Here is a 14,897-nt window from a genome sequence, read left to right on the forward strand (position 1 = left end):
TACCGACTATGATATGCCTTATTTATTGCCTATTCTGATAATATCTGCAAATAATCCGGAAGCAGTCACATCCGCTCCAGCTCCAGCTCCTTTGACTATTAAAGGCTGTTCTGGATAGCGTTGTGTGTAAAACATAACAATGTTATCTTTTCCTTCAAGGTTATAAAAAGGATGTCCTTCTGGTACTTCTTGTAAGCCTACTTTTGCTTTTCCATTTTTATATTCGGCAACATATTTTAGCTGACATTTGTTGGCTGTAGCCGAAGCATATAGTTTTTGGAAATGTGCTTCGTCATTAATTAAAGTATCGTAAAAATCGTCAACTGAGTCGCTATTCAAATTGGCTTCAGTTAAAAATGAATCGTTTGTAATATCTTCAATTTCCATCGGAATTCCATTTTCACGTGCCAGAATTAATATTTTTCTAGCCACATCAATTCCGCTTAAATCAATACGAGGATCAGGCTCTGTATAGCCTTCAAATTGCGCTTGTTTTACCGTGTCATGAAAATTCTTTTTATCACTAAAATTATTAAACACAAAGTTTAAACTACCAGACAAAACCGCCTGTATACTAATTACTTTATCTCCAGATGCAACTAAATTGTTAAGTGTGTTTATGATAGGTAAACCTGCACCAACATTAGTTTCGTATAAAAAAGGTGCATTATATTTTAATGATAAATCTTGTAAGTTTTTATAGTTTGCATACTTGTCCGAACAAGCTATTTTATTACAAGCAACAACAGCAACACTTTGTTTTAAGTAGTTTTCATAAACGGAAGCGACGTCTTTATTTGCGGTAACATCCACAAAAATGCTGTTTCTAAGATTAAGCTCTATTACTTTTTGATAAAAGCCTTCTATACTAGATTTGTCTGCATGATGAAACGGTTCTGTCCAATTATTTAAATCTATTCCGTTAGGATTAAAAATCATTTTTCTGGAGTTAGACATTCCAACAATTTTGACATCTAATTTTAGATTCTTTTTTAAAAAGTTATGTTGTTGTTTGATTTGATCAATTAGTTTTTCGCCAACATTTCCTATTCCTGTAATAAACACATTTAATTGTTTAGTATTGACTTCAAAGAAACGCTCGTGTAAACTATTTAATGCTTTTTTAACATCACTTTGATTAATAACTGCAGAGATGTTTTTTTCTGAAGCGCCTTGTGCAATAGCTCTAACATTAATATTGTTTTTTCCAAGAGTACTAAAAAGTTTTCCGCTAATACCTTGGTGACTCTTCATGTTATCACCAATTAACGCTATAATGGATAATCCTTTTTCAACAATTATTGGATTAATTTTATGCAGCGAAATTTCGTATTCAAAAGCTGTGTTTATGTTTTGTTCCGCTTGTTCAGCATTACTAACATCTATTCCAAAACAAATAGAATGTTCTGATGACGCTTGTGTAATAAATATGATGTTTATTTTCTCGTTAGCTAAGGTTTCAAACAATCGTTTTGAAAACCCAGGAATACCAACCATACCACTACCTTCCAATGTTAATAAGGCAACATTGTCAATATGACTAATCCCTTTAACCGTTAGATGACTTTCCTTTTTTTGATTAGAAATAATAGTCCCAAAAGCTTCTGGATGCAATGTGTTTTTGATATGTATTGGAATTGATAGATTTAAAACAGGTTGGACCGTTGGAGGGTATAAAACCTTAGCACCAAAGTGAGATAATTCCATAGCTTCTTGATAAGATAAATTAGCTATTGGATATGCTTGTTTTACTAGCTTTGGATTTGTGGTGTACATACCACTAACATCTGTCCAAATCTCTAATTGGTCTACTTTTAATGCTGCAGCAACAATAGCAGCTGTAAAGTCTGATCCACCACGACCTAAAGTTGTTGTTTCTCCACTTTGTGATTTAGAAACAAAACCTGGTAAAATTGTAATAAGTTGATTAGCTTTATTAAAATAATCTACGATATTTTTATTAGTTACATCATAATTGACTTCAGCTTTTGTAAAGTTATTATTTGTAATTATTAACTCTTGGCTATTTTTTAAAACCGTATTTAGGTTTAAGTCTTCCATGACTTCTGCAATTATAAATGACGACAATAATTCGCCATAACTTACTAATTTATCAGATGTTTTAGGAGACAACTCATTAATTAAATAAATACCATTTAATAGTTGTTTTAAGTTTTCAAACGTTGCATCAACTTCTTTTAAAATAGACTTAGGATTATTAACTAAGCCTTCAATAACTTTAAAATGAATGCTTTTAATTTTTTCAAAAACAGTTAGATAACTTTTGTCTTTTTGTTTAGCTAACTCACCTGCTTGTAACAATTTGTCAGTGATACCACCAACAGCAGATACAACACACACTATAGGACTAGATAGAGATTCTTTTTGAAGAATAGCTATAACTTTTTTTATGTTTTGAGCAGTACCTACAGAGGTACCTCCAAATTTTAATACTTTCATTTCAAATTAATTTAAGATAGGAATTGTAGTTAAAAAACTACCCAAACGGAAGGATATATAGCTATTAACCCAAAAGGGTAATGGTCATAATTAACGTAAAAATAGTATGTCTTTTTTTCATTTTATGCATCTATACCTATCAAATGTATTACTTTTACTTTTATCAAAAAAACTAAACGTCAATTTTTGCGAGATTGATAATTATTAGCCAATATATTATTAAAATGAAAATATTTTCGAAAGAACAAATTTATGAAGGTGATGCTTTAACTGCTAAAAAACAAGGTATTACATCTACAGATTTGATGGAACGTGCAGGAACGCAAATCTTTAATTGGTTGCATATGCGTATGCAAGGTGCACAGGTTCCAATTCACGTATTTTGTGGGATAGGTAACAATGGAGGTGATGGTTTAGTCGTTGCAAGGCACTTGACAACTCATGGGTATAATGTAAAAACTTATATTGTTAACCATAGTACAACACGCTCTAAAGATTTTTTAAATAACTACGAACGCATAAAAAGCACCACCAAAGATTGGCCTGTTTTATTAAATGATGCTAGTGAATTACCTGCTATAAATGAAAAAGATATAATAGTAGATGCTATTTTTGGTATAGGTTTAAACAGACCTGTGGAAGGTTGGATTAAGCAATTATTTAATTATTTTAGAGCTACAAAAGCTTTTGTATTATCAATAGATATACCTTCTGGTTTGGCTACAGATACAGCACCTGTGGATGCAGAGTGTGTGGTAAATGCTGGTTACACTTTAAGTTTTCAGACTCCTAAATTAGTTTTCTTTTTGCCTGAAACCGCAAAATACACTGTACAATGGGAAGTTTTAGACATTGGTATTGATCCAGAATATCTTTACACCACACCAACCGAAGCGGAATTAATTGGAAAAAATGAAGTCTTACCGTTATATAAGCCAAGAGAAAAATACAGTCATAAAGGAAGTTTTGGACATGTTTTAGTTATTGGAGGTAGTTACGGAAAAATAGGATCTGTTACTTTAGCTAGTCAAGGTGTACTTGCAATTGGAGCAGGAAAAGTAACAGCTTATACGCCTAAATGTGGTTACATACCATTGCAAGTTGGTTTTCCAGAAGCAATGGTTATTACAGATGCAGATGAAGAAATAATCACATCCATAGCATTTGATATACAACCTAATGTCATTGCGTTAGGAGTAGGTGTAGGGACAGATGTTAAGACAATTGATGCTTTTGAAGCATTTTTAAAAGTCAATAAAACACCTTTAGTTATTGATGCAGACGGAATTAATATATTAGCTAAAAAGAAAGCGTTATTAAAATTTTTACCAGAAAACACGGTCTTAACTCCGCATCCTAAAGAGTTAGAAAGATTGGTTGGGAAATGGAAAGATGAATTTGATAAACTTAAAAAGACCAAGGCGTTTTCTAAAAAGTATAAATGTATTATAATAATTAAAGGAGCAAATACTATAACTGTTTATCAAGATAAATTATATGTTAATGCAACAGGGAATCCAGGCTTGGCAACAGCAGGAACAGGAGATGTTTTAACAGGTATAATTTCTGGATTAATAGCTCAAAGTTATGATCCATTAGTAGCAGCTATATTTGGAGTGTATTTACATGGTAAATCTGCAGATTTATTAGTAGAGGATTTAGGGTATCAAAGTTTTATAGCAAGTCATGTTATTGAAGGTATTCCATTAGCTTACCTAGATTTGTTTAAACAACCAGAGCAACCAGAAATAGAAAATGCTGATAGCGATTCAAAAAAATAAAAGTAAATAAATTAGAGCATAAAAAAAGCGAACTGAAAAGTTCGCTTTTTTTATAAAATAATTGTACTTAGGATTAAATACCCATAGACGTAAAGTATTCTTTGATTTTTGGATAAGAAGGTCTTGGTGCATCAGCATTAACAATATTTCCGTTTGGATCGATTAAGATAAATCTTGGAATAGAGTTAATTTTATAACCTGTAACAAAGTCAGATTCAAAAGCATTATCTGCAAATAATTGAATGCCTCCCATTTCTTTTTCTTCAATCATCTTTTTCCAACCGTCTTTAGATAATTTAAAAGATTCCTCTTTACTATCTGCTCTATAACCTCTACCATCATCAGTAGATAAACTAACAAAAGCAATGTTTTTACCTTCGTAATCTTTTTCTAAAGCTTTTAATGAAGGAATTTCTCCGATACAAGGACCACACCAAGTTGCCCATACATCTATATACACAAATTTACCTTTTAAGTCAGATAAAGAGGTTGTACCACCTTTGTAGTTTTCATAATTTTCAAAAGTAGGAGATGGTGATCCTGCAGGAAATTCTTCCTTAAGTTTAATACCACTTAAAACATAACCTTTTAATCCTTTTAACATTGGATCTACTTGCTTTCTAGCTTCTGAAATAATTGTAGAATCTATAGCTTCATTTTTGTCATAATAAGCAAGCATTTTAGTTTTAATATCCTCTAAACTAGCATCTAAATTTGAAGCTTCAAGATTTTTTAAAGCTTCCACATCTACTAAATCTTGTTCAAATTTAATTCTATCCACTAAGAAAGTAGATTTTTCAGCACCTTTACCACTAAATTTAATTGACTCGTCAAACATTTTTGCGTCTAAAGTCATTTTTAAATCCATATCGTTTGCTAAAAATACAGTTGTTTGCTCTTTACCATCGTAAATTCCAAAAACACCAGTAGTTACTTTTAAAGTATCACTAAATGTACCATCTTCCATTACTTTAATTGTTTTTTTAAAGTCTCGACCTTGGTATACAAACAAAGAATCGCTGTTTTTATTTTCTATTTTACCAGAAAAAGTGGCGTAATCTTTTGGAGCTTCTTTTTTACAAGCAACGATAGATAAAGCTGCTAAGCAAACTAATAGTTTTTTCATTATTTAAATTTTTATTTTCTCAAAAATATATAGAATAATACAAGTTTTAAAGTATTTGTTTAATTATTAACAAATACTTGCATATTATTTAAGTTATGATGACTTTTGACCAGACAAAAAATACAAATGAATACAACTCACATTATATCCTCAAAATCTTTAGATTTAGCAACAATTCAATCTATAATTTTAGAACAAAAGCAATTGGAGTTATCTTCAGAATCTGTTGATAAAATCAATGAATGTCGTACGTATTTAAATGAAAAACTAAAATCAGAGACGAGACCTATTTACGGTATAAATACAGGTTTTGGATCGTTATATAATGTTAAGATCAGTAATGAAAACTTAACAAAGTTACAAGAAAATCTAATGATGTCTCATGCTTGTGGGACTGGAGATTTAGTACCAGAACCTATTGTAAAATTAATGCTTTTATTAAAAATACAATCCTTAAGTTATGGTCATTCAGGAGTACAATTAGTAACAGTCAAACGTTTAATAGATTTTTATAATAACGATATATTACCTTTAGTTTATACTCAAGGTTCTTTAGGTGCATCTGGAGATTTGTCGCCTTTAGCACATATGTCTTTACCGTTAATTGGAAAAGGTAAAGTTACTTTTAAAGGAGCGATATTAGAGGCTGAAAAGGTCTTAAAACAATTTGATTGGCAACCTATTACATTATTATCTAAAGAAGGTTTAGCGTTATTAAACGGTACACAATTTATGAGTGCTTATGGGACTTATTTGTTGCTTAAGTCTTATAAATTATCCTATTTAGCAGACCTAATTGGAAGTGTATCTATTGATGCTTTTGATGGAAGAATTGAGCCTTTTAATGAATTAATACATTTAGTAAGACCGCATAATGGGCAATTAGAAACTGCAAGTCGTGTTAATGCGTTTTTAGAAGGTAGTCAAATCATTAGTCAAGAAAAACAACACGTACAAGATCCATATAGCTTTAGGTGTATACCACAAGTGCATGGAGCAACTAAAGATACTTTAGCTTTTGTAGCAAAAACGTTTGAGACCGAAATTAACTCGGTTACAGATAATCCTAATATTTTTACAAAAGAAGATGAAATAATTTCTGGAGGAAACTTTCATGGGCAACCCTTAGCTTTAGCATTAGATTATTTAAAAATTGCTATGGCAGAATTAGGTAATATATCAGAAAGACGTGTGTTTCAATTAGTATCAGGATTAAGAGGTTTGCCAGCGTTTTTAGTTGATAATCCTGGCTTAAACTCAGGATTTATGATTCCGCAATATACTGCAGCAAGTATAGTTAGTGCTAATAAGCAATTAGCATCTCCTGCAAGTATAGATAGTATTGTATCAAGTAATGGTCAAGAAGATCACGTAAGTATGGGAGCCAATGCAGCTACACAAGCGTATACTTTAATTAATAATGTAGAGCGTGTTTTGGCTATTGAGCTGTTTAATGCGTCTCAGGCATTAGCATTTAGAGCACCTTTAAAATCAAGCCAATTTATTGAGCAATTTATTTTTAGTTATCGTGAAGTAGTACCTTTTATTAAAGAGGACGAAATTTTACATGATGATATCCAAGCTTCAATTGAATTTATTCAAACTTTAGGTATAGATTCTGAAGAGTTATTTTAATTCTATAGTCTTATTTAGTATTTGAATTGCCCAAAGTTTAGCGTCTTCAATATCTGAAAATATCTCGAAAGGTTTATTTAAAAATAAACGTTCGATTTCTGCATTCCTAGCTGCTAGAGTAGTGGATACTACTGCAAATCCTTTTAGGCTTTCAACCTGTGATACGCCTTTATATATTGTAGGATCTACTGCATATGAATGTATCCTATTAGTGATATATACAAATGGATTATTTTTAAATGCTACACTAGCAAAATAGATAATCTCATCGGATATGTCCTGATTAAATACAACACCTTCATTTACTTCAGCAATCATTATATTGTCAGAAACTAATAGCGTGCAAAAAGATAATTTTGTTTTAGTAAAATTCATCTAGTATAATTAATTAAAAAAGCTTCACTTAAATTAGTGAAGCTTTTAATATGATGCAAATATATTTCTAATTTTAAGATTCTGCAGGTTTTTCTGCTTTTTCAATAGCAATAGTAATTTCATCAGTTTTTGTATCTAAATCCATTACTATTTTATCGCCTTCTTGTAATTTTGAAGTGATAATTTCTTCAGCAAGAGCATCCTCAACGTACTTCTGTATAGCACGTTTTAAAGGTCTTGCTCCATATTGCTTATCAAAACCTTTTTCTGCAATAAAATCTTTTGCTGCTTTAGTTAATTTTAGTTTATAACCTAAGCCATCAATACGTTTTAGTAGTTTATCTAGTTCGATATCAATAATCTTATTAATATCTTCTTTTTCTAGCGCATTAAATACTATAACGTCATCAATTCTATTTAAAAATTCTGGAGCAAATGATTTTTTAAGTGCATTTTCAATAACACTTCTAGAGTTAGCATCTTCTTGAGATTTTTGAGAAGCAGTACCAAAACCTATTCCTGTACCAAAATCTTTTAATTTTCTTGCTCCAATATTAGAAGTCATAATAATTATGGTATTTCTAAAATCGATTTTACGACCTAAACTATCAGTTAAATAACCATCGTCTAAGACTTGTAATAGCATGTTAAAAACGTCTGGATGTGCTTTTTCTATTTCATCTAAAAGAATTACAGCATAAGGTTTACGACGTACTTTTTCAGTTAATTGTCCACCTTCTTCGTAACCTACATATCCTGGAGGTGCACCAACTAATCTTGAAATTGCAAATTTTTCCATGTATTCGCTCATATCAATTCTTATCATAGCTTCTTCACTATCAAATAATTGATTAGATAATACTTTTGCTAATTGCGTTTTACCGACTCCTGTTTGTCCTAAAAAGATAAACGAACCAATTGGTTTATTAGGATCTTTAAGACCAGCACGATTACGTTGTATAGCTTTAACAACCTTTGCAACAGCATCATCCTGACCTATTACTTTACCTTTTATTAAATCAGGTAGTAAGGCAAGTTTGTTACTTTCGGTTTGCGCAATACGATTAACAGGTACTCCTGTCATCATGCTTACAACATCTGCAACGTTGTCTTCGGATACTATTTCTTTATGTAGTTTAGTGTCTTCTTCCCATTTTTCTTGTGCAACAGCTAATTCTTTTTCTAAGCGTTTTTCGTCATCACGTAAACGTGCAGCCTCTTCATACTTTTGTTTTTTAACAACCGTATTTTTAGTCTCTCTAACGTCCTCTAATTTTTTCTCTAATTCGATTATTTGCTTAGGTACATCAATGTTTGTAATGTGTACTCTTGAGCCAGCTTCATCCAAAGCGTCAATTGCTTTGTCTGGTAAAAAACGCTCAGTCATATAACGGTTAGTTAACTTAACACAAGCTTCAATAGCTTCATCTGTATACGTTACATTATGGTGATCTTCATATTTAGCTTTAATATTGTTCAAAATTTCAATCGTTTCTTCTACAGAAGTAGGTTCAACAATTACTTTTTGAAAACGACGCTCTAAAGCCCCATCTTTTTCAATATATTGTCTGTACTCATCTAAAGTGGTAGCACCAATACATTGTATTTCTCCTCTAGCTAAAGCAGGTTTAAACATGTTAGAAGCATCTAAGCTTCCTGTTGCTCCACCAGCACCAACAATGGTGTGAATTTCGTCAATAAAAAGAATAACATCGTCATTTTTTTCAAGCTCGTTCATAACCGCTTTCATGCGCTCTTCAAACTGTCCTCTATATTTAGTACCAGCAACTAAGCTTGCTAAATCTAAAGTAACCACACGTTTGTTAAATAAAATACGTGATACTTTACGTTTAACAATACGATTTGCCAAACCCTCAGCAATTGCAGATTTACCAACACCAGGCTCACCAATTAACAAAGGGTTGTTCTTTTTACGACGCGAAAGTATTTGAGACACACGCTCAATTTCTTTTTCACGTCCCACAACTGGATCAAGTTTACCTTCTTCAGCCATAGCTGTCAAGTCGCGTCCAAAATTATCTAAAACAGGTGTTTTAGATTTTTTGTTACCTTTTGCTCCAGGTGTATTAAATATGTCTTTAGAACCAGAGTCTTCTGCAGAGGAGTCATCCTGAAATGACTCAGCTTTTGGAGCTCCAGTTATATCTTCGAAGTTATCGTCGTTTGTAATCATAGACTTAAATTGTTCTTTAACGTTATCATAATCTACTTTTAACTTATTTAAAAGTTTTGTAGTCGGGTCGTTTTCGTTTCTTAAAATACATAATAATAAATGTGCAGTATTTATTGATGTACTTTGAAACAGTTTTGCTTCTAGAAAAGTAGTCTTAAGCGCACGTTCTGCCTGACGTGTTAAGTGCAAGTTTTTCTTTTCGTTAGAAATTATTGTGGTATTAGGATTAGCAGGACTTAATATTTCAACTTTTCGTCTTAAATGATTTAAATCAATATCCAACGCATTTAAAATATTTATTGCTTTTCCGTTTCCGTCTCTTAATAAACCAAGCATTAAGTGTTCCGTGCCTATAAAGTCGTGTCCTAAGCGCAATGCTTCCTCTTTACTATAGGCAATGACGTCTTTTACTCTTGGTGAAAAATTATCATCCATATATTTATTCCTTTCAGCTTTAAAAATAGTAAACATAATTAGTAATGGCAAAAACTATACCTTAAATAATATGTTAATTAATTGAGGTTTGAAAGTAGTGAATATTTCAAAATAAAGCACAATTGAGTTATTAACTAAAAAGGAGTAGGTAATTGTTAATAAAAAACATCAAAAAATAGACTTAAAAGGCTTACCGTTACTAATGAAAGTTTTATATTAGCGTGTTTTGAAATAATGAATAAAACTAATTAAATTTATATATGGCAGAAGGAGAAAAGGTCATTCCAATTAATATTGAAGATGAAATGAAGTCGGCTTACATTGATTATTCAATGTCAGTCATTGTGTCACGTGCTTTACCAGATGTTAGAGATGGTTTAAAACCAGTACATAGACGTGTACTTTACGGTATGCATGAACTGGGTGTTAGAGCAAGTTCCGCACATAAAAAGTCAGCAAGAATAGTTGGAGAGGTTTTAGGAAAGTATCATCCACATGGAGATACATCAGTTTATGACGCAATGGTACGTATGGCTCAAGAGTGGAGTTTACGTTACATGTTAGTAGACGGTCAAGGTAACTTTGGGTCTGTGGATGGAGATAGTCCAGCTGCAATGCGTTATACAGAAGCACGTATGCGCAAGATATCTGAAGACATGTTGGCAGATATTGATAAAGAAACTGTAGATCATAAATTAAATTTTGACGATACTTTAGAAGAACCGACTGTTTTACCAACTCGTATTCCAGGACTTTTAGTTAATGGAGCATCTGGTATTGCTGTAGGTATGGCTACTAATATGCCACCTCATAACTTAACAGAAGTGGTTGATGGTACAATTGCCTATATTGAAAATAATGATATTGAAATTGACGAATTAATCACACATATTAAAGCTCCAGATTTTCCAACAGGAGGTACAATCTATGGATATGATGGTGTAAAAGAGGCTTTTCATACTGGTAGAGGACGTATTGTAATGCGTGGTAATGCTAATATTGAAGAAGTTCAAGGTAGAGAGTGTATTATTGTCACAGAAATACCATACCAAGTCAATAAGGCAGACATGATTAAAAAAACTGCCGATTTAGTTAACGAGAAAAAACTTGAAGGAATAGCAACTATTAGAGATGAGTCTGATAGAAACGGTATGCGTATTGTTTACGTGTTAAAGCGTGATGCAATTCCTAATATTGTATTAAATAAACTATACAAGTATACAGCACTACAGTCTTCTTTCAGTGTAAATAATATTGCTTTAGTTAACGGTCGACCACAATTATTGAATCTAAAAGAATTGATTCACTATTTTGTTGAGCACAGACATGAAGTAGTTGTTAGACGTACGACTTATGAGTTGCGTAAAGCTGAAGAAAGAGCACATATATTAGAAGGACTTATTATTGCATCTGATAATATAGACGAAGTAATTGCGATTATTAGAGCTTCTAATAACGCAGACGAAGCAAGAAACAACTTAATAGAACGTTTTAAACTTTCAGAAATACAAGCAAAAGCTATTGTAGAGATGCGTCTACGCCAATTAACTGGTCTAGAGCAAGACAAGTTACGTAGTGAGTATGAAGAGATAATGAAAACTATTGAAGACCTTAAAGATATTCTGGATAAAAAAGATCGCAGAATGCAAATTATTAAGGATGAATTAATAGTTGTTAAAGAAAAGTATGGAGATGAACGTCGCTCTGTAATAGAATATGCAGGTGGAGATTTAAGCATCGAGGATATGATACCTGATGCACAAGTAGTAATTACTATTTCGCACGCAGGTTATATTAAACGAACGTCTTTAACAGAATACAAAACACAAAATAGAGGAGGAGTAGGACAAAAAGCATCTACAACTAGAAATGAAGATTTCTTAGAACATTTATTTGTTGGTACAAATCACCAATACATGTTATTCTTCACTCAAAAAGGTAAATGTTTCTGGATGCGTGTTTACGAAATACCAGAAGGAAGTAAAACCTCTAAAGGTAGAGCAATCCAAAACCTAATAAATATTGAGCAAGACGACAAAGTAATGGCGTTTATTTGTACTCAAGATTTAAAAGACGAAGACTACATTAATAGTCATTATGTAATAATGGCTACTAAAAAAGGTCAAGTTAAAAAGACTGCTTTAGAGCAATATTCTAGACCAAGAACTAATGGTATTAATGCAATTACTATTAAAGAGGATGACGAGTTACTAGAAGCTAAATTAACTACCGGAAACAGTCAAGTAATGATAGCACTTAAATCTGGTAAAGCCATTAGATTTGAAGAAGCTAAAACTAGACCAATGGGTAGAAATGCATCTGGTGTTAGAGGTATAACTTTAGCACATCCAAAAGATGAGGCAATTGGTATGGTAATCGTAGAAAATCCACAAGAAGAAACAGTTCTTGTAGTTTCTGAAAACGGTTATGGTAAACGTACTTATATAGATGATCCAGAAGATGGAGAAGCGGTTTATAGAATAACAAATAGAGGAGGTAAAGGAGTTAAAACCATATCGATTTCTGAAAAAACAGGAGATTTAGTATCTATCAAAACAGTAACAGATACTGATGATTTAATGATTATAAATAAATCTGGAATTGCAATACGTATGGCTGTAGAGAGTTTACGTACTATGGGTAGAGCAACTCAAGGTGTAAAATTAATTAACCTAAAAGGAAAAGACTCAATAGCAGCAGTTGCAAAAGTAATGAAGGACGATGAAGAAGAATTAGATGAAAATTTGGAAGGTCTAGAAAACAGTACAGATGCTGAAGATGGCACAACTATTGATATTACAGAAGAAGAATAATTTTAAATTTAACAATAAAAAAAAAACTAATAATGAAAAAACAATTAATTCTTGCGATAGCATTACTTGTAACAGTGTTTTCTTTTGCTCAGAAAAAAGAAGTAAAAGCTTTAGAAAAGGCTGTAAATAAAAATAATTATGCTGAAGCTAAAAGCTTAATCACGCAATTAGAACCTATGATAGGATCTATGGACGATAAATTAAAAGATAAGTATTATTTAGCTGCAGCAAATGCATATTTTGCTAATGGAACTTCTAATGCTGAGGATGTTTTAAAAGCGACAACACTTTTAGATAAAGTAACAGAAGATAATAGTGATGTAACTGTTTTAAGACAAGATATTGAAAATGACCTATTAACTAAGGCTAATGGTTTTTTTACGACTAAAGAGTTTGGTAAAGCAGCAGTTGCTTTTGAAAATCTTTATAATGTAAATAAGGAAGAGCAAACGTACTTATATTATGCTGCTTCTAGTGCTATTAACAATCAAGATATGGATGGTGCTTTAAAATACTATTTACAACTTAATGATTTAGGTTATACAGGTGTTGGGACAGAGTATTTTGCAACAAACAAAGCAAATGGAGAAGAAGAGATTTTAGAAAAAAATGCTAGAGATAACTACGTAAAACTTGGAACACACGAAAATCCAGGCGAAAGACAAACAGAATCTAGAGCAGGGGAAATCACTAAAAATATTGCTTTAATTTACGCTAATAAAGGTGAAAATGATAAAGCATTAGAGGCCATTGCTACAGCAAAAAAGAACAATCCGGAAGATGTCAACTTAATTATTAGTGAAGCTAATATTTATAATAAGATAGGTAATACCGCTAAGTTCCAAGAGTTATTACAAGAAGCTGCTTTAAAAGTACCTAATGATCCTACAATCCATTATAACATTGGTGTTGTGTACATGAATAGTAACGAGATAGCAAAAGCTAGAAAGTCTTTTGAAAAGGTATTAGAATTAGATCCAACAAATTCTGACGCTGCATTAAACTTATCAACTTCATACATTACAGAAGGTAATGCATTAATTGAGCAAATGAATAGTTTAGGAACTAGTAAAGCTGATAATTTAAAATATGATCAATTAAAAAATCAAAAAGGTCAGTTGTTTAATGATGGTGCAAATACGTTATTAAATTACATAAAAATAGATCCAAAAGCTCCAGATTCAATATACGAGCAATTGGCTAATATATATAATGCTTTAGGTGAAACTGAAAAAGCTAAAGAAGCTAAAAGCCATATTAATAAATAGTAGTATTTATTAAGTAGAATAAAAAAAAGCCTTCATTAATGAAGGCTTTTTTATTTTATATAATCTTTTTAATAACCCTAAGTTTATGGGTATGCATTCGTTTATCAGAATTATAAATACCACTGTGATCTAAACGGTCAATTCTTACTTTACCATGAGCATGGATGATGTAATTGTCTTTCATTATAATACCAACATGTGTTATAACACCTTCATTATTATCAAAAAAAGCTAAATCACCAGGTTCACTCTCTTCAATAAAGCTTAGAGCTTCACCTTGACTTGCTTGTTGCGAAGCATCGCGTAATAGTTTATAACCATTTAATTTATAAACCATTTGAGTAAAACCACTACAATCAATTCCAAAAGGTGTTTTTCCTCCCCAAAGATAAGGTGAATTAAGATATTTAAATGCAGTAGAAATTATTTCAGATTTAGGATTTTGTTTGTCAACATAAACACCTTCATAAGTATGGTTTAATAACGATAACCCATTTAAAGTTGAACCTAAAACAATCGTATTTAATAGCTGATTTTCGTCTTGAACAAATTCAACTAAATCAGACGATAGTTTTAGAGCTTCTAAATTTAGAATTTGATAGGACGCTTCAGTAATTTCTAAATACTGTTTATTATCAATCCAACCTTCATATTTATCATAGGCTAATCTAATTTTACTCCATTGTTTACGTTGCTCCAAAACCTTAAATAAATCGCCATATAGTACTTGCGAAACTAATTCGCTAGTATCAGATGGTTCTAATCTTAAAGGTAAAATACTTAAATTACAAATTCCGAACTGCATTTGTT

9 protein-coding genes are annotated in these 14,897 nt (G+C 31.6%); 4 read left to right on the plus strand and 5 right to left on the minus strand.

Annotated elements, in window-relative coordinates; translation table 11 throughout:
* Window positions 1–18: 18 nt before the first annotated feature.
* Entirely contained in the window at window positions 19–2,460 is a 2,442-nt protein-coding gene (thrA, locus tag JM82_RS04755; RefSeq protein WP_145001597.1) for a bifunctional aspartate kinase/homoserine dehydrogenase I, read from the minus strand.
* Between the two features lie 224 nt (window positions 2,461–2,684).
* Here thrA and JM82_RS04760 point away from each other — a divergent pair, with 224 nt between their 5' ends.
* Window positions 2,685–4,241: an NAD(P)H-hydrate dehydratase gene (locus JM82_RS04760; RefSeq protein WP_145001598.1), complete on the plus strand. Its 1,557-nt coding sequence runs from the start codon at window positions 2,685–2,687 to the stop codon at window positions 4,239–4,241.
* Between the two features lie 73 nt (window positions 4,242–4,314).
* On the opposite strand, the gene JM82_RS04765 is transcribed toward JM82_RS04760, so the two are convergent.
* Window positions 4,315–5,367 carry a TlpA family protein disulfide reductase gene (locus JM82_RS04765; protein ID WP_145001599.1) on the minus strand — a complete coding sequence of 351 codons (1,053 nt, stop codon included), beginning with the start codon at window positions 5,365–5,367 and terminating at the stop codon, window positions 4,315–4,317.
* Between the two features lie 126 nt (window positions 5,368–5,493).
* On the opposite strand from JM82_RS04765, the gene hutH reads away from it, so the two are divergent.
* Complete coding sequence (gene hutH / locus JM82_RS04770; protein WP_145001600.1) at window positions 5,494–7,002, plus strand: histidine ammonia-lyase; 1,509 nt, start codon at window positions 5,494–5,496, stop codon at window positions 7,000–7,002.
* Here the strand turns inward: hutH and JM82_RS04775 are convergent.
* Together JM82_RS04775 and JM82_RS04780 are read right to left on the minus strand one after the other, a co-directional pair.
* Complete coding sequence (locus tag JM82_RS04775; RefSeq protein ID WP_145001601.1) at window positions 6,994–7,377, minus strand: hypothetical protein; 384 nt, start codon at window positions 7,375–7,377, stop codon at window positions 6,994–6,996. The genes hutH and JM82_RS04775 overlap by 9 nt on opposite strands.
* A gap of 73 nt (window positions 7,378–7,450) precedes the next feature.
* Window positions 7,451–10,006 carry an ATP-dependent Clp protease ATP-binding subunit gene (locus tag JM82_RS04780; protein ID WP_145006604.1) on the minus strand — a complete coding sequence of 852 codons (2,556 nt, stop codon included), beginning with the start codon at window positions 10,004–10,006 and terminating at the stop codon, window positions 7,451–7,453.
* Between the two features lie 260 nt (window positions 10,007–10,266).
* Between JM82_RS04780 and gyrA the strand changes: the two genes are divergently transcribed.
* On the plus strand, window positions 10,267–12,819 hold the full coding sequence (gene gyrA / locus JM82_RS04785; protein ID WP_145001602.1) for a DNA gyrase subunit A: 2,553 nt from the start codon (window positions 10,267–10,269) through the stop codon (window positions 12,817–12,819).
* A 32-nt stretch (window positions 12,820–12,851) separates the two neighbouring features.
* Window positions 12,852–14,087, plus strand: a complete 1,236-nt coding sequence (locus JM82_RS04790) for a tetratricopeptide repeat protein (RefSeq protein ID WP_145001603.1) — start codon at window positions 12,852–12,854, stop codon at window positions 14,085–14,087.
* A 55-nt stretch (window positions 14,088–14,142) separates the two neighbouring features.
* On the opposite strand, the gene JM82_RS04795 is transcribed toward JM82_RS04790, so the two are convergent.
* Window positions 14,143–14,892 (minus strand): C40 family peptidase, encoded by a 750-nt coding sequence (locus JM82_RS04795; protein WP_145001604.1) that lies wholly within the window; start codon window positions 14,890–14,892, stop codon window positions 14,143–14,145.
* Window positions 14,893–14,897: the final 5 nt, after the last annotated feature.

This window comes from Olleya sp. Hel_I_94, assembly GCF_007827365.1.
In the GTDB taxonomy this organism is placed as follows: Bacteria; Bacteroidota; Bacteroidia; order Flavobacteriales; family Flavobacteriaceae; genus Olleya.